Annotated in this window: 28 protein-coding genes, 1 tRNA gene and 1 other annotated feature; of the genes, 5 read left to right on the forward strand and 24 right to left on the reverse strand. The window is 57.9% G+C overall.

Features of this window, described 5'->3' with window-relative positions; all coding sequences use genetic code 11:
- Positions 1 to 7: 7 nt before the first annotated feature.
- From rplL to KP626_RS04565, 18 genes are all read right to left on the reverse strand, one after another.
- Entirely contained in the window at positions 8 to 385 is a 378-nt protein-coding gene (gene rplL, locus KP626_RS04480; RefSeq protein ID WP_395978748.1) for a 50S ribosomal protein L7/L12, read from the reverse strand.
- 53 nt (positions 386 to 438) lie between these two features.
- Positions 439 to 963: a 50S ribosomal protein L10 gene (gene rplJ / locus KP626_RS04485; RefSeq protein ID WP_395978750.1), complete on the reverse strand. Its 525-nt coding sequence runs from the start codon at positions 961 to 963 to the stop codon at positions 439 to 441.
- 6 nt (positions 964 to 969) lie between these two features.
- Positions 970 to 1,106 (reverse strand) — a sequence feature (ribosomal protein L10 leader region).
- 45 nt (positions 1,107 to 1,151) lie between these two features.
- Positions 1,152 to 1,844, reverse strand: coding sequence for a 50S ribosomal protein L1 (rplA, locus tag KP626_RS04490; protein ID WP_395978752.1), 693 nt, complete (start codon positions 1,842 to 1,844; stop codon positions 1,152 to 1,154).
- A 57-nt stretch (positions 1,845 to 1,901) separates the two neighbouring features.
- Positions 1,902 to 2,327, reverse strand: coding sequence for a 50S ribosomal protein L11 (gene rplK / locus KP626_RS04495; protein WP_395978754.1), 426 nt, complete (start codon positions 2,325 to 2,327; stop codon positions 1,902 to 1,904).
- A 117-nt stretch (positions 2,328 to 2,444) separates the two neighbouring features.
- Positions 2,445 to 2,966: a transcription termination/antitermination protein NusG gene (gene nusG / locus KP626_RS04500; protein WP_395978756.1), complete on the reverse strand. Its 522-nt coding sequence runs from the start codon at positions 2,964 to 2,966 to the stop codon at positions 2,445 to 2,447.
- Positions 2,967 to 2,978: 12 nt separating this feature from the next.
- Positions 2,979 to 3,212: a preprotein translocase subunit SecE gene (gene secE, locus KP626_RS04505; protein WP_395978758.1), complete on the reverse strand. Its 234-nt coding sequence runs from the start codon at positions 3,210 to 3,212 to the stop codon at positions 2,979 to 2,981.
- A 14-nt stretch (positions 3,213 to 3,226) separates the two neighbouring features.
- The gene (rpmG, locus tag KP626_RS04510; protein ID WP_395978760.1) at positions 3,227 to 3,376 is read right to left on the reverse strand and encodes a 50S ribosomal protein L33; all 150 of its coding nucleotides are present in this window, start codon (positions 3,374 to 3,376) and stop codon (positions 3,227 to 3,229) included.
- Between the two features lie 199 nt (positions 3,377 to 3,575).
- A complete protein-coding gene (tuf, locus tag KP626_RS04515; protein ID WP_395976686.1) occupies positions 3,576 to 4,784 on the reverse strand; it encodes an elongation factor Tu in 1,209 nt (402 codons plus the stop codon).
- Between the two features lie 52 nt (positions 4,785 to 4,836).
- Positions 4,837 to 4,910 (reverse strand) — tRNA-Gly (locus tag KP626_RS04520).
- 77 nt (positions 4,911 to 4,987) lie between these two features.
- The gene (sigH, locus tag KP626_RS04525; RefSeq protein WP_395978961.1) at positions 4,988 to 5,611 is read right to left on the reverse strand and encodes an RNA polymerase sporulation sigma factor SigH; all 624 of its coding nucleotides are present in this window, start codon (positions 5,609 to 5,611) and stop codon (positions 4,988 to 4,990) included.
- Positions 5,608 to 6,114 (reverse strand): NYN domain-containing protein, encoded by a 507-nt coding sequence (locus tag KP626_RS04530; protein ID WP_395978762.1) that lies wholly within the window; start codon positions 6,112 to 6,114, stop codon positions 5,608 to 5,610. The genes sigH and KP626_RS04530 overlap by 4 nt, the downstream gene beginning before the upstream one ends.
- A gap of 1 nt (position 6,115) precedes the next feature.
- A complete protein-coding gene (rlmB, locus tag KP626_RS04535; RefSeq protein ID WP_395978764.1) occupies positions 6,116 to 6,847 on the reverse strand; it encodes a 23S rRNA (guanosine(2251)-2'-O)-methyltransferase RlmB in 732 nt (243 codons plus the stop codon).
- A gap of 1 nt (position 6,848) precedes the next feature.
- Positions 6,849 to 7,583, reverse strand: coding sequence for an FAD-dependent thymidylate synthase (gene thyX, locus KP626_RS04540; protein WP_395978766.1), 735 nt, complete (start codon positions 7,581 to 7,583; stop codon positions 6,849 to 6,851).
- 2 nt (positions 7,584 to 7,585) lie between these two features.
- Positions 7,586 to 7,996 carry a Mini-ribonuclease 3 gene (locus KP626_RS04545; protein WP_395978768.1) on the reverse strand — a complete coding sequence of 137 codons (411 nt, stop codon included), beginning with the start codon at positions 7,994 to 7,996 and terminating at the stop codon, positions 7,586 to 7,588.
- Between the two features lie 71 nt (positions 7,997 to 8,067).
- A complete protein-coding gene (locus KP626_RS04550; RefSeq protein WP_395978770.1) occupies positions 8,068 to 8,865 on the reverse strand; it encodes an N-acetylmuramoyl-L-alanine amidase in 798 nt (265 codons plus the stop codon).
- A 281-nt stretch (positions 8,866 to 9,146) separates the two neighbouring features.
- A complete protein-coding gene (tsaD, locus tag KP626_RS04555) occupies positions 9,147 to 10,226 on the reverse strand; it encodes a tRNA (adenosine(37)-N6)-threonylcarbamoyltransferase complex transferase subunit TsaD (protein WP_395978772.1) in 1,080 nt (359 codons plus the stop codon).
- Positions 10,223 to 10,948, reverse strand: a complete 726-nt coding sequence (locus KP626_RS04560) for a TIGR01906 family membrane protein (protein WP_395978774.1) — start codon at positions 10,946 to 10,948, stop codon at positions 10,223 to 10,225. Before KP626_RS04560 ends, tsaD begins: the two co-directional genes overlap by 4 nt.
- Positions 10,949 to 11,024: 76 nt before the next feature.
- Positions 11,025 to 11,267, reverse strand: coding sequence for a helix-turn-helix domain-containing protein (locus KP626_RS04565; RefSeq protein WP_395978776.1), 243 nt, complete (start codon positions 11,265 to 11,267; stop codon positions 11,025 to 11,027).
- Between the two features lie 662 nt (positions 11,268 to 11,929).
- Between KP626_RS04565 and cysE the strand changes: the two genes are divergently transcribed.
- The 4 genes from cysE to KP626_RS04585 all read left to right on the forward strand — a co-directional run bounded on the left by cysE (position 11,930) and on the right by KP626_RS04585 (position 15,790).
- The gene (gene cysE, locus KP626_RS04570) at positions 11,930 to 12,646 is read left to right on the forward strand and encodes a serine O-acetyltransferase (RefSeq protein WP_395978778.1); all 717 of its coding nucleotides are present in this window, start codon (positions 11,930 to 11,932) and stop codon (positions 12,644 to 12,646) included.
- The gene (gene cysS, locus KP626_RS04575) at positions 12,633 to 14,024 is read left to right on the forward strand and encodes a cysteine--tRNA ligase (RefSeq protein ID WP_395978780.1); all 1,392 of its coding nucleotides are present in this window, start codon (positions 12,633 to 12,635) and stop codon (positions 14,022 to 14,024) included. Before cysE ends, cysS begins: the two co-directional genes overlap by 14 nt.
- Positions 14,025 to 14,289: 265 nt before the next feature.
- Positions 14,290 to 15,375, forward strand: a complete 1,086-nt coding sequence (locus KP626_RS04580) for an undecaprenyldiphospho-muramoylpentapeptide beta-N-acetylglucosaminyltransferase (RefSeq protein ID WP_395978782.1) — start codon at positions 14,290 to 14,292, stop codon at positions 15,373 to 15,375.
- A gap of 202 nt (positions 15,376 to 15,577) precedes the next feature.
- Positions 15,578 to 15,790, forward strand: coding sequence for a cold-shock protein (locus tag KP626_RS04585; RefSeq protein ID WP_395978784.1), 213 nt, complete (start codon positions 15,578 to 15,580; stop codon positions 15,788 to 15,790).
- Positions 15,791 to 15,831: 41 nt separating this feature from the next.
- Here KP626_RS04585 and ybaK read toward each other — a convergent pair whose 3' ends face one another.
- Positions 15,832 to 16,302, reverse strand: a complete 471-nt coding sequence (gene ybaK, locus KP626_RS04590; RefSeq protein WP_395978786.1) for a Cys-tRNA(Pro) deacylase — start codon at positions 16,300 to 16,302, stop codon at positions 15,832 to 15,834.
- Positions 16,303 to 16,315: 13 nt separating this feature from the next.
- On the reverse strand, positions 16,316 to 17,524 hold the full coding sequence (locus KP626_RS04595) for a mannosyltransferase family protein (RefSeq protein WP_395978788.1): 1,209 nt from the start codon (positions 17,522 to 17,524) through the stop codon (positions 16,316 to 16,318).
- Positions 17,525 to 17,651: 127 nt separating this feature from the next.
- On the opposite strand from KP626_RS04595, the gene KP626_RS04600 reads away from it, so the two are divergent.
- Positions 17,652 to 18,680, forward strand: coding sequence for an NADH:flavin oxidoreductase (locus KP626_RS04600; protein WP_395978790.1), 1,029 nt, complete (start codon positions 17,652 to 17,654; stop codon positions 18,678 to 18,680).
- Positions 18,681 to 18,741: 61 nt separating this feature from the next.
- Here KP626_RS04600 and KP626_RS04605 read toward each other — a convergent pair whose 3' ends face one another.
- The 4 genes from KP626_RS04605 to KP626_RS04620 form a co-directional block, all read right to left on the reverse strand.
- A complete protein-coding gene (locus KP626_RS04605; RefSeq protein ID WP_395978792.1) occupies positions 18,742 to 19,215 on the reverse strand; it encodes a hypothetical protein in 474 nt (157 codons plus the stop codon).
- Between the two features lie 18 nt (positions 19,216 to 19,233).
- Positions 19,234 to 20,226, reverse strand: coding sequence for a flotillin-like protein FloA (floA, locus tag KP626_RS04610; RefSeq protein ID WP_395978794.1), 993 nt, complete (start codon positions 20,224 to 20,226; stop codon positions 19,234 to 19,236).
- A gap of 21 nt (positions 20,227 to 20,247) precedes the next feature.
- Positions 20,248 to 20,742, reverse strand: coding sequence for an NfeD family protein (locus KP626_RS04615; protein ID WP_395978796.1), 495 nt, complete (start codon positions 20,740 to 20,742; stop codon positions 20,248 to 20,250).
- 236 nt (positions 20,743 to 20,978) lie between these two features.
- Entirely contained in the window at positions 20,979 to 21,749 is a 771-nt protein-coding gene (locus tag KP626_RS04620) for a histidinol-phosphatase HisJ family protein (RefSeq protein WP_395978798.1), read from the reverse strand.
- Between the last annotated feature and the right edge of the window lie 134 nt (positions 21,750 to 21,883).

Genomic DNA, 21,883 nt, shown 5'->3' on the forward strand with positions numbered 1-21,883 from the left:
CACACGCTTATTTTACTTCCACAGTAGCGCCAACCTCGGTGAGGGAAGCAGCCAGCTTGTCGGCATCCTCTTTGGAGATACCCTCTTTGACAGCCTTGGGAGCGCCGTCCACCAGATCCTTGGCTTCCTTCAGGCCCAGGCCGGTAGCCTCGCGAACAACCTTGATGACCTTGATCTTCTCACCGCCAACCTCTTTGAGGATAACGTCGAACTCGGTCTTCTCCTCAGCGGCCTCAGCAGCGGCGCCGCCAGCGGCGGGGGCAGCGGCAACGGCAACGGGAGCAGCGGCGGACACGCCGAACTTCTCCTCCAGCTCTTTTACCAGCTCGGACAGCTCCAGTACGCTCATAGCGGCGATGGCTTCGATGATCTGCTCTTTATTCATTTGATTTTCCTCCTAAATGATGATGAAATATGGTTGCCGGTTTCCGGCGGGTTTTAGGCGCCCTTCTGCTCTGCAATGGCATTGAGAGCGTAGAGGAGCTTCTTGGGAATGCCCGCCAGAGCGGACACGAAACCAGTGACAGGCGCGTTCATAGTGCCCAGCACCGTCGCAATGAGAACCTCGCGGCTGGGCAGATCCGCCAGGGCTACAACACCCTTCTGATCCAGCACCTTGCCGTTAAGAATCCCACATTTGATCTCGGTTTTCTTGTTCTTCTTGATGAAGTCGTTGATGAGCTTCGCGGGCGTTACCACGTCATCGTACCCAAAGGCCACAGCGGTAGGACCGGCCAGGTAGGGCTCACACCCCTCGATACCGAGCTGCTCCACAGCCCGGGCAATCATGGTGTTCTTCAGAACCCGATACTCCACCCCGGCATTCCGAAACTCGTTCCGAAGGCCGGTGACCTCCTCCACAGTGAGGCCGCGATAATCGATGAATACTGCGCTCTTGCTGTTCTGCAGTTTCTCTGCGATCTCCGCAACCACTGCTTCCTTCATTTTAATTGCTTCCGACATTGTTTCACCTCCTGTGAAAAAGCCCCCGAAACAGCATACTTCGGGGGCGTAACACAAAACAAAGGTTATGCGCTTCCCACCTCGGCTGGATGTTTAAACGGCAACGCCGTCCCTGCTGTCTACGGTTGGATGATATTCTCTTGTTACCCAATGAGTTTAACAAACCCGACGGGCTTTGTCAATCCCTCTTACAGGAACCGCTGGGGGTTCAGCTTGATGCCGGGGCCCATGGTGCTGGACACCGTCACGCTTCTGAGATAGGTGCCCTTGGCGGCGGCAGGTTTTGCCCGAACGATGGCGTCCATCAAAATGGAGATATTCTCGTTGAGCTTCTCCGCCTCAAAGGAGGCCTTGCCCACGGGAACATTCACGATGCTGGTGCGGTCCACACGGTACTCCACCTTACCGGCTTTGATCTCGTTGATGGCCCGGGTGACGTCAGGGGTCACGGTACCACTCTTGGGGTTGGGCATCAAGCCCCGGGGTCCCAGGATACGGGCAATCCGTCCGATGGTACCCATCATATCGGGGGTGGCTACCGCCACGTCGAAATCCAGCCAGCCTTCCTGCTGGATTTTGGCAACCAAATCCTCCGCACCCACGAAATCGGCGCCGGCGGCCTGTGCCTCGTCGGCCTTTTCGCCCTTGGCGAATACCAAAACCTTCACGTTCTTGCCGGTACCATGGGGCAGAACCACGGCGCCACGCACCTGCTGGTCCGCATGGCGGGGATCAACGCCCAGTTTTACCGACAGCCCGATGGTCTCGTCAAACTTTGCCTTGCTGGTCTGCTTTACAAGCTCGATGGCGTCGGCCAGATCATACTGCTTCTGCCGGTCGATGAGGGCAAGGCTATCCATATACTTTTTGCCATGTTTCATGAAAAATTACCTCCTTGTGGTTCAAGCGCAGGGCAACTTCCCTGCTCCCACCCAGTATTAGTCGGCGACGACGACGCCCATGCTCCGACAGGTTCCGGCTATCATGCTCATGGCAGCTTCCACGCTGGCGGCATTCAAATCCGGCATCTTCATCTTGGCGATCTCCTCCAGCTGAGCACGGGTGATGGTAGCGACCTTATCCCGATTGGGACGGCCGCTGCCGCTCTCCAGGTTCAGCGCCCGCTTGATCAGCACCGCTGCGGGGGGGGTCTTGGTGATGAAGGAGAAGGAGTGATCCGCATACACGGTGATCACCACAGGGATGATCAAGCCCGCGTCTTTGGCGGTACGCTCGTTGAATTCCTTACAAAAACCCATGATGTTGACGCCATGCTGGCCCAGTGCGGGACCAACCGGCGGTGCGGGCGTTGCCTTGCCCGCGGGAATCTGCAGTTTGATAAATCCTGCAACCTTCTTTGCCATGGTTGCACCTCCATTGAATATAGTGGTTTTAGCGGGAAATACCCTCCCACCCCGGGCTGTGCCCGGTCTTTCTGCGCGTCCGCGCAGTCGGAAACAAATGATTGAGCGGGGGTGTCGTTATACCCGGCGTACCTGGACAAAGTCCAGCTCCACCATGGTTTCCCGTCCAAACATATTGACGGACACCCGCAGCTTCTGCCGTTCCTTGTTGATTTCCTCGATGACGCCCACAAAGCTCTCCAAGGGACCGGAGGTGATGGTGACCGTCTGGCCTACCTCCACATCCAGCACGATGGGCACGTCCTCCACCCCCGTCAGCCGGACCTCTTCGTCCGAAAGGGGGATGGGGCGGGATCCCGGGCCCACAAATCCCGTAACGCCACGGGTATTGCGCACCACGTACCAACTCTCATCGGTGAGGATCATCTTCACCATTACATAGCCGGGGTAGACCTTCCGGGCCACGGTTTTCCGCTTGCCGTTCTTGATCTCGATGGTGTCCTCCATGGGCACCTTTACCTCGACGATATAGTCCTGGAGACCACGGTTCTCCACCGCCTTCTCCAGGTTGGCTTTTACCTTATTCTCATATCCGCTATAGGTATGAACCACATACCAATAGGCTTTTTCTTCGCTCATGGCTATGCTCCCCTATCGTACGATGAGGTTCAGCAGTTCCACCAAAGCAAAGTCCATGGCTCCCACCACCACAGCAAAAACCACGATAAAGGCCAGTACCACGCCGGTGTACTTGACCAGGTCCTTTTTGGTGGGCCACACGGTCTTTTTAAGCTCCGCTCCGACCTCTTTGAAGTATCGTTTCATGCGGACAAAGATATTGGGCTTCTTCTCCGCGCTTTTTTTGCTGATAACCGGTTTTGCCATCTCGCTCCCCCGCCCTACCGGGTTTCTTTATGGGAGGTGTGCTTTTTGCAGAACTTGCAGTACTTGTTCAGCTCAAGCCTGTCCGGATCATTCTTTTTATTCTTCATAGTGTCATAATTCCGCTGTTTACACTCGCTGCAAGCCAAAGTCACTTTTACGCGCATGGTAAACACCTCCTAAGCTGGTTTTGAACATGATTAAGAAAAGCCCCTTATGGGGTTAGCCTATAAAGAATAGCATAACCGCCAAATGCTGTCAACGCAAATTTAGCGGACAAGCCCCCGCATTGGGGCTTTTTGTCCGCTAAAAGGGTAGAAAAAGGGGCCTAGGCATTGGCCCTTGACCCCAGATTCACAGAATTATTTACTCGATAACGCCGGTGACAACGCCAGAGGCTACCGTACGGCCACCCTCACGGATTGCAAACCGCAACCCTTCCTCCAACGCGATGGGCGTGATCAGCGTGATCTCCATGTCGATGTTGTCGCCCGGCATCACCATCTCCACGCCCTCCGGCAGCTTGATCACTCCCGTTACGTCCGTGGTCCGGAAGTAAAACTGCGGACGGTATCCGTTGAAGAACGGCGTATGACGGCCGCCCTCTTCCTTGGTCAGCACGTATACCTGACCATTGAAATGGGTGTGGGGATGAATCGTCCCCGGTTTCGCCAGCACCTGCCCGCGCTCAATCTCCGTACGCTGCACGCCCCGCAGCAGTACCCCGATGTTGTCGCCCGCCATGGCCTGGTCTAACAGCTTCCGGAACATCTCTACTCCCGTTACCACCGTGCTCCGGGTCTCCCGCAGACCTACGATCTCCACCGTATCCTGGATCTTTACCGTTCCGCGCTCCACACGCCCCGTCGCTACCGTACCGCGGCCCGTGATGCTGAATACATCCTCTACCGGCATCAGGAACGGCAGGTCGCTGGCACGCTCCGGCGTGGGAATGTAGCTGTCCACCGCATCCATCAGCTCAAAGATGGGCTTGCACCAGGGATCGCTGCTTACGTCCGCGTCGCTCTGCGCCGCCTCCAGCGCCTTCAGCGCGCTTCCACGGATCACCGGAATATCGTCCCCGGGAAACTCGTAGGTGCTCAGCAGATCCCGGATCTCCATCTCCACCAGCTCCAACAGCTCCTCGTCGTCCACCATATCCACCTTGTTCATGAACACGATGATGTACGGCACCCCTACCTGACGGGCCAGCAGAATGTGCTCCCGGGTCTGGGGCATCGGGCCGTCCGCCGCGCTTACCACCAGAATCGCACCGTCCATCTGCGCCGCCCCGGTGATCATGTTCTTCACATAGTCCGCGTGGCCGGGGCAGTCCACATGGGCATAGTGACGGTTGTCCGTCTCATACTCCACGTGCGCCGTGTTGATGGTGATTCCACGCTCCCGCTCTTCCGGCGCCTTGTCGATCTCGTCGTACTTCGTCGCCTCCGCATGGCCCTGCTTGCTCAGCACCATGGTGATTGCCGCCGTCAGCGTCGTCTTGCCATGGTCCACGTGCCCGATGGTCCCAATGTTTACATGGGGCTTCGTCCGCTCAAATTTCGCTTTCGCCATTTCTCTCTCTCCTTTTGCTTAGGGCGGCAACCCAGCCGCTTTTGGTTAGAATTGGAGCGGGTGATGGGAATCGAACCCACATAGCCGGCTTGGGAAGCCGGTGCTCTACCACTGAGCTACACCCGCAAATGTGCCAAATCTCATAAATTATGCGAGTAACATTCTAGCCCATCCCCAGGGGTTTGTCAACGGATTTGGGCCGATTACCGCAAAAATCCCGACAGCTTGGTCTTGATGCGCTGCAGGGCGTTGTCGATGCTCTTCAGAGGCCGGTCCAGACGCTCCGCGATCTCCCCATAGCTCATGCCCGTCAGGTACAGTTCCAAGACCGATCGTTCCATCTCTGAAAGCTCCTTTTTGATGTGGGCCTCCATAGCAGAACGGTTCTCCTCCCCCAGGATGATCTCCTCCGGATCCAGCGCCGACTGGCCCGGCATCACGTCAAGGAGAGTCCGGTCATCGGCGTCATAGACCGGCTTATTAAGGCTCACATAGCTGTTAAGAGGCATATGCTTCTGACGGGTGGCGGTTTTAACAGCGCTGATGATCTGCCGGGTAACGCATAGCTCCGCGAATCCCCGGAAGCTGGACATCTCAGGCTTGTAATCCCGAATAGCCTTATAGAGCCCCATCATCCCCTCCTGAAGGATATCCTCGCTATCCGCTCCCATAAGGAAATAGCTTCTGGCCTTGGCTCGGACCAGGTTCTTGTATTTCAGCATCAGATAGGTAAGGGCGTCGTCATCTTCCCGGGCAAGAAGAACCAATTCATCGTCCTCCAGATCCCGGAACCGTTCAAAATGCTCCATGGCGCTCCCCCTTTCTATTCCCGGCGCATCCGTTCCAGGATGGCCACTGTCCGTGCATCCGCCCCGTCCAAGAGGCTAATTCGTTCTCGACCGGCAGGCTGCTGACGGAGCACCTCCTGGGCAGCGCGTTCCATCTCCCGCAGAAACTCCCTCGGGGTAACGCGCAGCGCTCCCATCCCAAGGGCCAAGCTCTGAATCATCCCATCTCCCGATACTACAGCCACCCGGCAGCCCCGCTCCATCAGTTCAAAGCAGGTCCGTTCAATGTAGCTGTCGGCGCTTTGCCCCGTCCGGGTATAGACCACCTCCATGGTGTCCCAGGAGGCGACGCTGCCAGGGTTTCCCTCCGCCCGATGGCCATCAAACACCAGGATGCACCGGATTCCTGTGGCGCCGGCGTAGTTATCCATCCGCTCGATGAGAGCTTCCCTGGCATGGGACAGCTCCATATCCCCCGCCTTTTCCCAGGCCATGAGGATATTGTAGCCATCCGCCAGCAGGATGGCAGGGCCCCGCTCCATCCTAACCCCTCCGCTGCTGGCCGATCTCATAGAGCAGGATGGCGGCCGCCGCCGACACGTTAAGGCTGCTGGTAGCCCCCTCCATGGGGATACCCACCTTGATGTCGCACTTATCCAGGAGCAGAGGAGAAAGGCCCTCCCCCTCTCCGCCCAGGCATAGGGCCAAAGGGCCGGCAAGGTTGGTTTTGCCGGCATCGGGGCAGCCCATATCCGCTCCCGCTATCCAGAGTCCTTTCCTCTTAAGGGCATCCAGACAGGAGGCCAGGTTCCCTACTCTTGCAACCGGGAGATGGTTGAGGGCTCCCGCAGAAGCCTTCATAGCGGTAGCCGAAACCGGCGCGCTGCGGCGCTTGGGCAAAATGAGGCCATGGGCCCCCAGGGCCTCGGCGCTCCGGGCGATGGCCCCTAGGTTGTGGGGGTCCTGAACGCCGTCCAGCACCACCAGAAGGGGCGCTTCCTCCCGTTCCCGGGCCATGGCCAGGATCTCCTCCACCTCCACAAATGGGATCTCGCTCAAAAGGGCGCAGATGCCCTGATGAACCACCTTTTCCCCGATGATCTGATCCAAGCGGCGCTCGTCCACCTGGATCACCGGCGCGCCGATCTGCCGCACTCTGGCGGCCAGGCGGCTCACGGCCTGGGAGGACTTGGTCACATAGAGCTTTTCAAACTCCCGGCCGGCGGCAAGGGCCTCCTTTACGGGGTTGATGCCATAGATATACTCCTGCGCCATATCATCTCAGCTCCTGTGCCCGGCGCCGGACCTCTTCCATCCGACCACAGGATTTCTTGCCCTCGGGGCAGGGACCGGAAAGACATCCGGGGCCCGCGTTGCAGAAGAGGGCTGGCGCCGCCTTTCTAGCTAAGCGCAGCATCTCCCAGCTAAGGGCGCGTATTTCCCACTGGGCCCGGTTGCAGCACCGAAGGGAGAAGAAATGGATCAATTCCCGAGCGTTCATGGTCACCAGCATCTTGGTGCCGGCGGCGTTGGGCAGCACAAAGCGAGCGTCCTCATTGCTGCTCTCCCCCTTGCCGCCCAGCTTCTTCTGCCAGTCGTTATACCAGCCCTGGATGGTCATCATCTGCTGATGGAACGCCTCCACCGCATCCTCCCCCAGCGCTTCGATGGCCGGAGGCAGGATATAATCAAAGCAGCCCTCCTCATGGGCCATATCCACATACCGCTGGGATTGAACCGAAAAGCTGGCAATCCGATGGCGGGTGATCTGGGCTAGAAGGGATCGGGAAACCCCTTCAATGGCAAAGGTGAAGCTGGCGTGCTCCACCGGGGACAGATGCCCCATATCCATCAATACCTGGATAAACTTCGCCTGATCCCGGGCCTCTACCCCTTTTTTCAGCTCGTCCACATCGGCGCCGGAATAGCACAGCTTTGCCCCCAGGGCCACATTCTGCTGGGGATCCATGGTGTGGGACACCAGCTCCACCCGCAACGCAACTCTACCCATTTTTATTCGTCCTCCCATCCCTGTGCCTCGCACAGTGCCAATATCTCCTGGAGCCTCTCCCCGTTTCCGTGCAAATGCAGGTAGCCCAAGAGGGCCTCAAAGCCGGTGGCCAACCGGTATTCGCCCACGTCGGCATTTTTGGGCACCGTGGCCGATTTGGCGTTCCGTCCCCGGCGAAAAATATCCCGCTCCTGCGGGGTCAGGGAATCCAGAATGCCAAGGGCCGTCTTTGCCTGGGCTCCACACCGGACCACCCGAACCGCCCGGAGATGGAGCTGGTGGGCCGTCTCCCCCGGGTGGCGGCGGATCAGCCTGTCCCGAACGAAGGCATCGTAAAGGGCGTCCCCCATATAGGCGTACGCCAGCATCTGAATCTGGCCCCTGTCGCAGAGAGGCGCTTGGTTCTGCTCCATGGCTTATCTCCTTTCAGGGGCGCGCCCCAAGGGATACCCTATTTTATCATAGAATCCCCCGGGACACTACGCTATTCTGCGTCATCGGGAACGGAATCCCCCTCCTCCGGATGGTTCTCCTCCGGCGCGGGAGAGGCGGGCATCTCATCGGGAATGGGGCTCTGATAGGGGTTGGGCCCGGGGGTGATGGTGGGGCCGTCCTCCCCGTAGAGGTATTTGCATACCCCATCGGCGATGGCCACCGCCAGCCGCTTCTGATAGCTCTCCTGCTTTAAAAGCCATTCCTCGTCCCGGTTGCTCAAGAAGCCGCATTCCACAATAACGCTGGGAGCCTTTCCCCCCTTTAGGATGAAGAAGGATTCCCCGTAGGCGGTCCGCTTCTTGGCGGGATTCAGCTGGCTGTTCAGTTCCGCTTGGATGTATTTTGCCAGCTTCGCCCCGTTTTCACTGGAGCTATAATAGATGCTCACCGGCCCCCGAACGCTGGCGTTCTGGTTGCTGTTCATATGGATGATGATGGCGCAGTGGGCACCGCTCTTGCTGATGAGGTTCCGCCGGGTGTACATATCGTTGGTCTTGGTGTTGGAGATGGCGTTGCCGTCGGTGCGGGTCATCTCCACCTCTACCCCTCGATCCTGAAGCTCATCCCGCAAGAATTCCGATACCGCAAGGTTGAGGTCGTCCTCATGGGTGCCGGTGACCCCGATGGCCCCGGGATCGAACCCGCCATGACCCGGGTCGATGATCACCTTGGGGGTGCTGCCCTCCGCCGTAAGGGTCAGGCCGCACAGCATCACCGGAACCGCCAGTAGCGCCGCCAAAATGCATCCTCCCAAAACAACCCCTTTTTTCTCTCGCCAGTTTTTCATGGATATCCTCTCCCCCAAAAATCCTATCATTTGCATTGGTATGTTGGGGAAAGAAGTTTCATGCTTCTTGCATGAAAATGGAGTTAAATCCATGTTACATTTTGTATTATTTGGGGGAAATCCCTGTATATGCAACAGCTTATGCACACTGTCCACAGAGTTATCCACAGGGCGTGGCCCCAATTTCCATTAGTTTGTCCTGGGTTTTCCACAGCCGTGCAAAATGAATATACGGATATGTATGTAAAATTCGCCCTACTTTTTGGTATAAAAATTACCCTTCATATATGCAGGGCGTCCTGCATATACTGGAGCTTCAATCCCGGAACCGCATTGGTGGACAGCCCCATAAACTGCCGGTTTTTGATACGGTTGACCGCCGCCGCCCCGATCATGGCGGCGTTATCGGTACACATGGCCCGAGAGGGCAAATAGAGCTTGATCCCCAGTGCCCCAGCCTCAGCAGCAGCCCGGTTCTGAAGATAGCCGTTGGCCGCCACCCCGCCGCAGATGGCCAGGGTATGGACATCCATCTCCCGGCAAGCGGCAAAGGCATTGTGAAGCAGCATCCCCACCACGGCCTTTTGGAAAGAGGCGGCCACATCGGCCCGGTTGATCTTCTCTCCCCGCTGCTCCGCCGTATGGAGCAGATTGATGACCGCCGTCTTGATGCCGGAAAAGGAGAAGTCCATGGGGCGTTTCAGCTTGGGCCGGGTAAAAGCGTAGGCGTTCTCATCCCCCTCCCGAGCCAAGCGCTCCAGATTGGGCCCGCCGGGGTACGGCAGATCCAAAGCGCGCGCGGCCTTGTCAAAGGCCTCTCCCGCCGCGTCGTCCACCGTCTGGCCCATTTGATAGAAGGTTACCGGGTCCTGGGCATACAAAAGCTGCGTATGGCCTCCCGACACCGTCAGGCAGATATGGGGATAGTCCATGGGGCCCTCCAGCTGGTTGGCGGCGATATGACCCTCCATATGGTTCACCCCGATAAAGGGCAGATCCCGGCCAAAGGCCAGGGCTTTGGCGTAGCTTAGGCCGCAGAGGAGGGCTCCCACCAGGCCAGGGCCCATGGTACCGGCGACGCAATCGATGTCGTCAAGGGTAAGGCCCGCGTCGCAAAGGGCCTTTTCCACCACATGGGGCAGCAGCTCCATATGCTTGCGGGAAGCGATCTCCGGCACCACGCCGCCATAGGCCTCAAACACCTTGGCGGAGGAGGCCACCACGTTACTGTAAACCCGCTGATTGAGGTCCACAACGGCGGCGGCGGTCTCATCACAGGAGGATTCAACGGCCAGCACGTAACCTTGGCCTCGGCTAAGAAGGGCTTCCGCCCGGGCCTGGGCTTTTTCCCGATAGCTCATGCTTCCTCCCCGCTTTCCTCCCGAAAGATCTTCAACCGCATCTTTTTCCTACCCATGATCCGGGTGACGATGACGGCCACAAAGGCCGCTGCCAGCACCAGGCCCCACTGCACCACGATCTTCATGCAGGTGGCAAAGAAGAAGGGCTCGGGCACCAGACGGATGAGATAATCGGTGGCGGGGTTTAGAATCCACAGATCATTACGGAACAGCGCTCCATGGAAGGCGGTCCAGAAACCGCTAAAGTCAAAGTAGGCGTAGCAGCCCAGGGCCGCCAGGGCGAGAATCCCCAGGCCCATGCCGATTAAAAGGGGCAGAAAGGGATTGATCCGCCATTTTTCCGGCAGGAACAACGCCGCCGCCAGCACGATAAGGGTAAAGGCGTACAGCGCATAGGACAAGGTGTTGGCGGTGTTCATCACCCGCTGGACATCCACCATGTGATCCCGCTCCCGCTGGTTGTAGAACTCCCGGGTCTGGCCGTCGATCTCCACCTGAGCGGAGAGGGTGTCGGTTTTGCCGGAGAGGTACTGGATCAGGTTATCGGTAATGACGGAAAGCCCGGCTTCATCGGTGCCGATAGCCGCCGCCGTACCGTTTTTCCGGTATTGATCCAGGTAGTGATCTTGGTCCAGGGCCACTCCCCGGATCACGGTAAGCAAAAGAGCGATGGTAACCGCCACCCCTGCAAGGGCGGAAAGAACCCGCATCAGCCATTTCATAGGCCCATTCCTCCTAGGATTGGAACATTCTTTGATTCGTATTAGTATACACGAAAAAAGCCCCTTGGGGGCCTTTTTATTTGATCTCTTGGTCAAGATGATCGAATATGGCGGCGTCAAAAAACTCCGCAAGCCCCATATCCAAACCATCGCATAGCTTTTTGACCGTAATGACGGACAAATCCCTGCGGCCATCGTCCATCATGCTGTAAACGGTGGATGGGGATACCCCAGCCCGCCGCGCCAGGTCATTGTATGCGATATTGCGTTCCCGACATATCTGTTGAAAACGTAAAACGATAGCCTCTTTTACCTGCATAGGATGCTCCTTCAAAAAAAATTGTAGAGAGCTATCCGCGTCTGCGTATACGCACTTGCGTATACGCAGACCGACAAATCTCTCCGGCTATCATCCATCATACTGTAAACGGTAGGCGGCGGAATTCCCGCCTATCGAGCCAAATAATTATACGCAATGTTTCGTTCTTTGCATATCTGCTGAAAGCGCAGAACAATAGCTTCCTTAATTTGCATGGGACACTCCTCTAAAAAATTTTAGAGAATTCTCTCCTGCGTTATATACGCATATGCGTATATCCGGCGAAGTTGTCCAGTGCAAATCAGCATCACAAGGATGGATTGGGATGCACGGGAATATACGGTTCTGCATATCCTAGTGAAAAGAGCCGTTGACCGATTTGACGAACATGCTATAATGAGAAAAAAGAAAAGGCTTGGATCGCGGTTAGTAGCCGTTCCAGCTCCGGCCAAGAGAGGATGGGCCACCGGCTGAAAGCCCGTCCGCTGTGAGGGAACCGTGAAGTTGCGCCGCAGGAGCCGCCTTCCGCATGAGTGGAAGGACGCTCGCCACGTTACGGCGTCAAGGGGAGGCTCGGGCGTTTGCCCGCCTCAACGGGAGTGGAACCGCGGTCATCACCGTCTCTTAGGAGGCGGTTATTTTTATTTTGGTGGGATAAAGGGATGTATCTACGCAATCTGAGAAACGATATTAGAGCTGTAAAGGAGCGGGATCCCGCCGCCCGGAACGGCTTTGAAATCTTCATGTGCTACCCCGGCTTTCATGCCATCCGGTGGCATCGCCGGGCTCATGCTCTATACCGCATGGGGCTCCGGTTTCTGCCTCGGTTCATCGCCGCCCTAAACCGCTTCTTCACCGGCGTGGACATTCATCCCGCCGCGAAGATCGGGAGCGGGCTGTTCATCGACCACGCCTCCGGGGTGGTCATTGGGGAAACCGCCGTCATCGGCAACAACGTTACCATCTATCAGGGTGCCACCCTGGGCGGCACCGGCAAGGATACCGGCAAGCGGCACCCCACCATCGAAGACGACGTGGTGGTGGCGGCCGGCGCCAAGATCCTAGGGCCCTTTACCGTGGGCCGGGGCAGTAAAATAGGAGCCGGAGCCGTGGTGCTGGAGGAGGTCCCCCCCTACTGCACCGTGGTGGGCGTGCCCGGGCGCATCGTCCGCCGCAGCGCCTGTCCTCACGGCCGGCCCATCGGCTCCTGTGCCGAGTGCGATATGGAGGAATGCGAATATAAAAAGCCCAATCTGGATCAGGTACACCTGCCCGACCCCGTCCGCGGGGAGATGGCCGAGCTGCGAAGCCGCATCGAAGCCTTGGAGGGCATCATACAACAGATGACAAAGGAGGAGGATTCCCATGAAACTCTATAACACCATGACCCGTAAAAAAGAGGAGTTCGTTCCCATCACCCCCGGCAAGGTGGGCATGTATTCCTGCGGGCCCACCGTATACAACTACTTTCACCTGGGCAACGCCCGGCCGTTCATCGTCTTTGATACCCTGCGCCGGTACTTTGAATACCTGGGCTACGACGTAACCCGGGTCCAGAACTTTACCGATATCGATGACAAGATGATCAACAAGGCAAACGAATTGGGTATCACCGTCAAGGAGCTGGCGGACCGGTTTATTCGGGAATACTATGTGGACGCCGACGGCCTCAACGTAGAGCGGCCTACGGTAGCCCCCCTTGCAACCGAGCACATTGGGGAGATCATCGCCCTTATCGAAAAGCTCATTCAAAACGGCCTGGCTTACGAAAGCCAAGGGGACGTTTACTACGCTGCCAAGGAGTTTCCGGGGTATGCCAAGCTGTCGGGCCAGAACCTGGATGAGCTGGAGGCTGGCGCCCGGGTGGACGTGGCTGAGATCAAGCGGGACCCCATGGACTTCGCCCTGTGGAAGGCCGCTAAGCCCGGCGAGCCCAGCTGGGATTCCCCCTGGGGCAAGGGCCGGCCGGGCTGGCATGTGGAGTGCAGCGCCATGAGCATGAAATACCTTGGGGAGACTTTTGACATCCACACCGGGGGCCAGGACTTGATCTTCCCCCATCACGACAACGAGATCGCCCAATCGGAGGGAGCCACTGGCAAGCCCTTTGCCCGGTATTGGCTCCACAATGGGTACATCAACGTGGACAACCGGAAGATGAGCAAGTCCTTAAACAACTTCTTCACCATCCGGGACATCTCCACCGAGTTCGACCTCATGGCGGTGCGGCTGTTCATGCTCTCAGTCCACTACCGGAGCCCCATCAACTACAGCCGGGATTTGATCGTCCAGGCAGAGGCGGCGCTCAGCCGCATACGCAACGCCCATGACCTTCTCTCCCGAATCGCGGACGCGCCCTGGGGAGAAGCTCCCCGGGAGACGGCGTTTACAGCGTCCCTGCCCCAGTACCGGGATCGGTTCAAAGCCGCTATGGACGACGACCTCAACACCGCCGATGCGTTGGGCGTAATCTTTGATCTGGTGCGGGAGGCCAACACGGTGTTCGTGGACGGTGGTTCCGCGGAGGGTTCGGCCGCCGCCAAAGGGCTTTTGGAGGAGCTGCTCCACGTGCTGGGTATCCAGCTCAAGGCCGAGGCTCCCATTCCCCAGGAGGTGCTGGATCTGGCGGAGCAACGCCAAGCCGCCCGTGCCGCCCGGGACTTCGCCGCCGCCGATGCTCTCAGGGATCAGATCACCGCCCTGGGCTATGTGGTGGAGGATACCAAGGCCGGCCCTGTGGTCAAGCCAGGCGCCTAGTAGGCGCTCCCATGTGGCGGAGATAAAACGGCTATGCAGCCAATGGCACGGCGTTGATTGGGCAATAAAGATGCAATCAAAAAGTGATTGCAATAAGGGCACAGGCTCAGCCGGCCAGGAGCGGTTCCAGAAAATGGAGCCGTTCTTTTCTTTTGAAAAACAAACCGGACAAAAAATTCCGCACGGATGCATATTGGGGGTGCCGGTGCCCTATCATCTATGGTAGAATGGTGGTTGCATTTTAACCAGGAATGGCGGTCATTTCATGAAAAAACGAATCGTTCTGACCGGCGGCGGAACAGCCGGCCACGTAACCCCCAATATTGCGCTGGTACCCTATCTGCTCCGGGACGGATGGGAAATCCACTATCTGGGCACCGAGGAAGGCATCGAGCGAAAGCTCATCGAACAAGTGGAAGGGGTGGCCTATCATCCCATCCAGAGCGGCCGGTTCCGCCGGTATTTTACCTGGAAGAACTTTACCGATCCCTTTAAGGTCATCCGCGGCATGGGCCAGAGCAAGCGGATTCTACGGGAGTTAAAGCCCCGGGTGCTGTTCAGCAAAGGCGGATTTGTATCGGTGCCGGTGGTATTCGGCGCCAAATCCGCCGGAGTGCCGGTTGTCCTTCATGAAAGCGACTATACCGCAGGTCTTGCCAACAAGCTTAGCGCCCCCAAAGCATCCGTCATCTGCACCAGTTTCGATCCCAAGGAGCTGGGCATCGCCGGGGACAAGGCCGTATGGACTGGATCGCCCATCCGGGACGAGATCACCCACGGCAACGCTGCCAGAGCCCGGACAGCCCTGGGATTTGACCAGAAGCCCGTGCTGCTCTTTATGGGGGGCAGCCAGGGCAGCGCCGCCGTCAACGCCGCGCTTGAGGAGGCCCTCGGCGCCATCCTCATGGAGTACAATGTCATCCACGTGCGGGGCAAGGGGAATTTAAACCCCAGCCTCACGCAACAGGGCTACAAGCAATTTGAATACGTGGATGCCGAGCTGGCCGACTATTTTGCTCTCTGCGATCTGATGATCGGGCGGGCGGGTGCTAATACCATCTTTGAGCTGCTGTGCCTCATGAAGCCCTCGGTGCTGATTCCTCTCCCCAAGGAGGTCAGCCGGGGGGATCAGATCCTCAACGCGAGATACTTTCAGTCCATGAACTATGGGGTGATGCTGGAGCAGAAGGATTTGACCCCTGAAAGCCTTATCAGCGCCATTCACGACGTCTACCGCCGGCGCGGAGAAATGGCCGCCGCCATGGAAAAGAGCCCCATCAAAAACGGCACCATCAACGTATTGCGGCAGATCTATCGGGCGGCAAATCTTCCCTTCCCCTTTGAGGGTTGATGGAGGCAGTTTCCATCATCCCCTTACAATCGGCAGATTTCCGCAAAAACAATGCTTGCTATTCCTTCGCCGGCAGTGTATAGTGAAATCGTATTCTAAATGTACATTGATTGCCGCTGGCCGTAAGTCAATTTCATTTTGACTTGCGCCAGCGGTTTTTATATGCACGATTTTGAATAACATCTTTTAGGAGGTACTGGTTATGAATAACGGTACTGTAAAATGGTTCAATGAGGCGAAGGGCTTCGGCTTTATCTCCAACGACAACGGCGGCGACGATGTGTTTGTGCACTTTTCCGCCATCCAGGCCGATGGGTTCAAATCCCTGCAAGAAGGCCAGAAGGTTACATACGACACGGAGACCGACCCCAAAAACAGCCGCAAGCTTCGGGCAGTGAACGTCTGCTTCGCCTGATCGATAAAGCCAGCAAAAAAGCCGCCCAATGGGCGGCTTTTTTATTTGATCAGGTCTGCAAAACGGTAGTTGACCATCCTTTTCAGATCCTCCGGCGATACCTCCACCTGGGCGCCAATACGCCCTGCACTGAACAGGATGGCGTCAAAGGCCCGTGCGCTCTCATGAAGAGTGGTAGGAAAGGGCTTCTTCATGCCGATGGGCGAGCATCCTCCATGGACATAGCCTGTCAGCGACAACAGATCCTTGGACTTCACCATCTCGATCGCCTTCTCCCCCACCGTCCGCGCCGCCTTTTTCAGATCCAATTCCTCCCCAACGGGAATCACAAACACATAGTTTCGCCGGGAATGGCCCACCGTCACCAGGGTTTTGAACACCCGGGCCGGGTCCTCCCCCAGCAGTTGGGCCACCTGGATGCCGGCCAGAGCCTCCCCCGCGCCATAGTAATGGGCTCGGTAGGGAATCTTTTTCTGGTCCAGCATACGCATTACGTTGGTCTTCTCCTCCATGGTTATTTCCCTCCTAGTAGATGGGAATGCCCGAAGCAAACAGCCAGGTGATGGCAAACAGCCCCAGAACGCTCAATAAGGTGACGGCGGAATCCACCAACGGCTTTTCCGCCCAACGGCCCAGGATATAAAAGGGAAGGGCCAGTCCCATAAGATAGCGGGCGCCCGACAGCAGCCAGGTTTGGGACAGCATGAGATAGAATCCCGCGACGGCATAGGCAAAATGGGTGGGATGTAGCTTCCGTCCCCCCGTGGCCAGCAGCCCGCCAAACAGCAGGATGGCCACAAGCTGGGTAATCCAAAAGGGGGTTAGGGCGGCCTCCGCGTTCTGTAGCAAATGGCGGGTGGTGGTAACCAGGCTGTGGGGATAGGAGGCAAACCCGTTGTACCAATGCTCCTTCTGATAGGTCAGAAACTGGAACGGGTTTCCCGCCACAGCATAGTTGAGGTAAAGATAGGCCCCGGTTCCCACGAGGGGCAGAAGGGTCCATAGAACCGCCTGGTAAAGGGGAATCTCCCCCATGCGCCAGGAACGGATCCCCTCCATGAATATGGGGAGCATCAGGATCACGCCAGTGGACCGGCATAGGGCGCACAGTAGCCCCAAAATCCCGGACAACGGCAGTTTTCCTTCCATGGCATAATAGATGGAAGCCACCGATAGCAGTAAAAAGAGGCTCTCCGTATAGGGATTGCGGAAAAACAGGGCCAGGGGAAATAGGCTTATGTATTTTGCCGCCCGAAAAGCCGTTCCCCGGCCATAATAGCGGCATCCCATGCGGTATAGATACCACATGGCACCGTAAAGAAATCCGTTGTTCAGGAGAATTGCCGAAAGAAGATAGCTGCCCGTCAGATAGGTCATGGCCTTCATGGCATAGGGAAACAGCGGAAAAAACACCAGAAAGTACCGGGTCTCCCCCAGGTTGGTATAACCGTTTTTCGCGATCTCGATATAGTGGAGGGCATCGGCTTTCACCAGGGCATTATAAAAATCCCCCCGGCCGGCCAGGTAAGCCGTGGCGTAGATGAAAAGGCTACCCGCCAGCATCCACCCCAAAAGCCGAAGGGCATTGCCCGGGTGGGGAGTCCCCGCCACCAGGCTTTTGGGTGCCCGTTCCAAAAAGGTATACCGCCAACCTTGAATCCAGGCGGGGATCAACGCCAAGAGAAACAGCGCCCCTCCCAGGATTCCAGCAATAATTGGAATTACGGACTGCATAAGCCACCTCCCGCCTTATTATAGCCGGAAGGAGCGGGATGGTACAGCCCATAAATGGCTTCAAAAAAAACGAGTTGCCGGCTGGGGCGTTTGTGGTAGAATAACCCCATAAAGAAGGAGGACGCTCATGAAACATTTGACCACCCCCATGGAAATCGGATCGCTGCGCCTTCATAATCGTTTGGTGATGCCTCCTATGGCCACCGCCAAGGCCGATGAGGAAGGGCGCGTCACCCAAGCCCTTGTGGACTACTATCTGGAGAAAACCCAGGGAGGCTGTATTGGGTTGGTGATCACCGAGCATAGCTATATCAGCCCGGAGGGCAAGGCCAGCCGGAACCAGGTATCCATCGCGCAGGATGATGACATCCCGGGCCTGCGCCGGATTGCGTCAGCCATCCACCAGAATGGTTCCAAAGCGATTGCACAGATCAACCACGCCGGAGGGCAGGCAAAATCCGAAGTAACCGGCCATAAAAGCATCAGCGCCAGCGCTGTAAAGATGCCCAATCAAAAGACCGATTCCCCTATGCTTCCACAGGAGATGACCCAGGCGGACATCCGCCGGGTGGTAGAGCAATTTGCCAAAGCGGCGGCGCGGGCCAAGGCGGCGGGATTCGATGGAGTAGAAATCCACTCCGCTCACGGATATCTACTAAATCAATACTATTCCCCCCTCACCAACCATCGAAGGGACGATTACGCCGGAAACAGCCTTTCAGGGCGTATCCGGCTACATCTGGAGGTTATCCAAGCGGTACGGGCCCAGGTTGGCCAGAACTACCCCATCGCCCTGCGGCTGGGGGCTTGCGATTACATAGAGGGAGGCGCCACCATCCAGGACAGCGTACAGGCGGCCCAGGAGTTTGAGCGGGCCGGAGTCGCCCTGCTGGACATCTCCGGAGGATTCTGCGGCTACCGCCGGCCAGAGGGCGCTCCAGAACAGGGCTATTTTGGGGAGATTACCCAGGCCATCAAGGAGACCGTCTCCATCCCAGTGATCCTGACAGGGGGCATCACCGACGTCCAGGCCGCGAAGGAACTGCTGCAAAACGGCAAGGCCGATCTCATCGGCGTCGGCAGAGCTCTGATGCAGGATTCCCATTGGGCCAAGAAGGCCCTTCTTGGCCCAAATTGGCCGGAATTGGCCCCATAAGTCTCAAAAAGCGCAAAAAAGCCGGGAGGCAACTCCCGGCTTTTTTCTTTTCTATGGGGCGCTAAATCCGTTCCCGGCGGCGCTTGGAGAGCGGCGGGCGGATGATCTCCGATAAGATCACCGCTTCACGCATCCGATTAAGGTCGATGGCGCTTCTGCGGTCTTTCTCCAGGGAGGTGGGCTCCATCCAGGCTGGGCGGGTGGCATGGCGCTCTTCCCCACCCTGGGCGGTATGCTGGCCCATACCCTCCTCCTCATAGGCCGCCTCCAATTTGGTTTGGACGGCAAACGCGGGCTCAGGCGCTGTCCCTGCCCAGGCGCGAATGGCATCCGCCCCCGGAGCTTCGGCATCCGGAAAGGCGCTACCCTCCTCCGGAAAGGATTCGCCATCATCCTGGGTGATCTCCTCCAGAATCCGGTGCCAATCCACATGGGACGCGCGCCGCTGCTTTCCCCTGGCGCTAACGGATACCGCCACCACCAAGAGGATAATCAAGACGGGAAGGATCCCCGCTAGGGCTCCAATCATGGGCATGGCGTCACGTCCTTTCCATTAGCCGTCCTGCTGGCCGGCATCTCCGGCGATCTGCTTGCGCATGGTGGTATCGGCCTGGATGTTCTGCATGTTGTAGTAATCCATAACCCCAAGGTTTCCGGCCCGGAAAGCCTCCGCCATGGCCAGGGGAACCTGGGCCTGGGCTTCCACCACCTTGGCCTGCATCTCCTGGACGGCGGCCTTCATCTCCTGCTCCTTGGCCACAGCCATGGCCCGGCGCTCCTCGGCCTTGGCCTGGGCAATGCGCCGGTCGGCCTCGGCCTGGTCCATCTGAAGCTGGGCGCCGATGTTCCGGCCCACGTCCACATCTGCGATGTCGATGGAGAGAATCTCAAAGGCGGTCCCGGCGTCCAGGCCCTTGGCCAAGACGGTACGGGAGATCAGATCGGGGTTTTCCAGCACAGCCTTATGGCTATCGGCGGAACCCACGGTGGTGACGATGCCCTCTCCCACCCGGGCGATGATGGTTTCCTCTCCGGCGCCGCCCACCAGGCGGTCGATGTTGGCCCGGACGGTAACCCGGGCCTTGGCCCGCAGCTCGATGCCGTCCTTGGCGATGGCGGCCACCACCGGGGTCTCGATCACCTTGGGGTTGACGCTCATCTGCACAGCGGTGAGGACGTCCCGGCCGGCCAGATCGATGGCGGCAGCCCGTTCAAACTCCAGGGTGATCTCAGCGCGCTGGGCGGCGATCAGGGCGTTGACCACCCGGTCCACATTGCCGCCCGCCAGATGATGGGCCTCCAGCTTGTTAATGGAAAGATCCAGGCCGGCCTTGGTGGCTTTGATCATGGGATTTACGATGATCTGAGGGGACACCTTCCGGATCCGCATGCCGATGAGGTTGAAGATGCCCACCCTAACCCCGGCGGCGGTGGCGGAAATCCACAGGCGGATGGGCACAAAGCTGAAGAAGACGGCAAATACGATGATGACGGCCGCTACGATCAGCACGGGTACGATGTTGAAATCAGCAAAAAAACTTGACATGTGTTTCTCCTTTATTCGGGACTATTGTTGTTCCGGTTCCCGGGCCCGGCGTACCACAGGGGTAACGCCGTCCGTGCCCACCACGGTGACCTCCACATCCGCATCCAGCCAGCCTCCCTGGGTGATGACGCTGATGGGATTCCCCTCGATCTCGGCGGTGCCGGCGGGGCGCAGAGGGGTGACGGTCCTGCCGGTCTTCCCCAACAGGCTTCCCTTCTGGGGCTCCTGGCCGGTGATGGCATCCTTTAGGATGATAGGGGAGTTGGCCAGCCTCCCCCGCTGGGCGGACCGTACCGCGATGGCAAAGGCAATGCCCAAAATCACCAGGATGATAGCGGTGAGAATCAGGGCCTCCAGGATGCTCTTGGCCTGGAGAATGATGGCGGCGGCCATGAGAACCAGCCCAGAGCCTCCCGCCAGGCCAAAGCCCGGGGTGAAGATCTCCACCACCATGAGGACCAGCCCGGCCAGCAGGCAGATGACCGCCCAGGTGTTGATATCCGAAAACAGCGGCAAATTTGTTCGCCTCCTTTTCTTCAAAGTATACCATACTTTGTGAAAACCTGTAACAATCTCCCGGGGCCCTGGAGGGCGGCCTGGGGGATTCTAAGGCGGATTTTATGATTCCTTCCTTTTCTATCTTATCCGGGATGATCGGGGCGTATTCTAGCGCACGCTCCCGCAAAAATCCCCTCTTATTGGGGCGTTTTCCCAATAAAAAAAGCCCATCCAGCATCTGGATGGGCCTTGGATTAAAGGTCCTGCACCGGCACCCGTTGTTTTTGAAGGAACACCACTTCCCGGAGCCCCAGCTCCTGGATCAACGCCTGGGCCACCTGGTTATCCGCCGCCAGGTCCTCCACAAAATGGGCGTCGGAGCCAATGGTTACGTCCCGGTTGCCGGCATCCCGGTACATCCGCAGGAGTTCCCGGCTGGGCATGGGCTCCCGGAGCCCTTTACGGAGAGCGGAGGTGTTGATCTCCAGCAGGATCTCCCGCTCCGCCATCAGGCGAAAGATGTCCTCTATGAGCCCCGTATCCAAGGGGCTTTTCCCGAAATACCGCTTGGGGAAATCCAAATGCCCCAGGCTCTGGAACCCGCCGTGGCGAACGGCGCAATAGACCTCTCGGAAGTAACCGTCGGTATAGGCCATGGAGGGAATACCCTCCCGTTGCATCCGGCTGGGAAACAGGTCTCCTACCCAATGAATGCTGCCGATGATGAAATCATAGGGATAGGTTTGATACTCCCGAAGCAGATCGGGATGGAGGTGGGGCTCGGCGAACTCCACCCCCGCCAGGATGCGGATCCGGCCGCCGTATTGCTCCCGGACCGTTTCAATGGCCTCAAAATAAGCCTGGGGGTCGTAATAGCCGCAGCCCGAGTCCAGGGGATGGCAGTCCAGATGGTCGGTAAAGCAGACGCAGCCCATCCCCAGCTCCACCGCCCGCTGGCAATAGGCGGCAAGGGGGGTGTCGGAATCGGCGGAAAAGGCGGTATGGACGTGGAGGTCGTTCAGCATAGCGGTTCCCCTTCCTCTGGGATTTCTCGCTTCTACCCTATGGGAAAGGGCGAAAAAATGCAAGCCCTTTTCCATTTGAATGCCTACGAATCCCCTTTTGCGCAAAAAAAAGAACCCCAAGGGGCTCTCTTTTT

This window comes from Christensenella sp. MSJ-20 (genome assembly GCF_044357945.1).
Classification (GTDB): domain Bacteria; phylum Bacillota; class Clostridia; order Christensenellales; family QAND01; genus QAND01.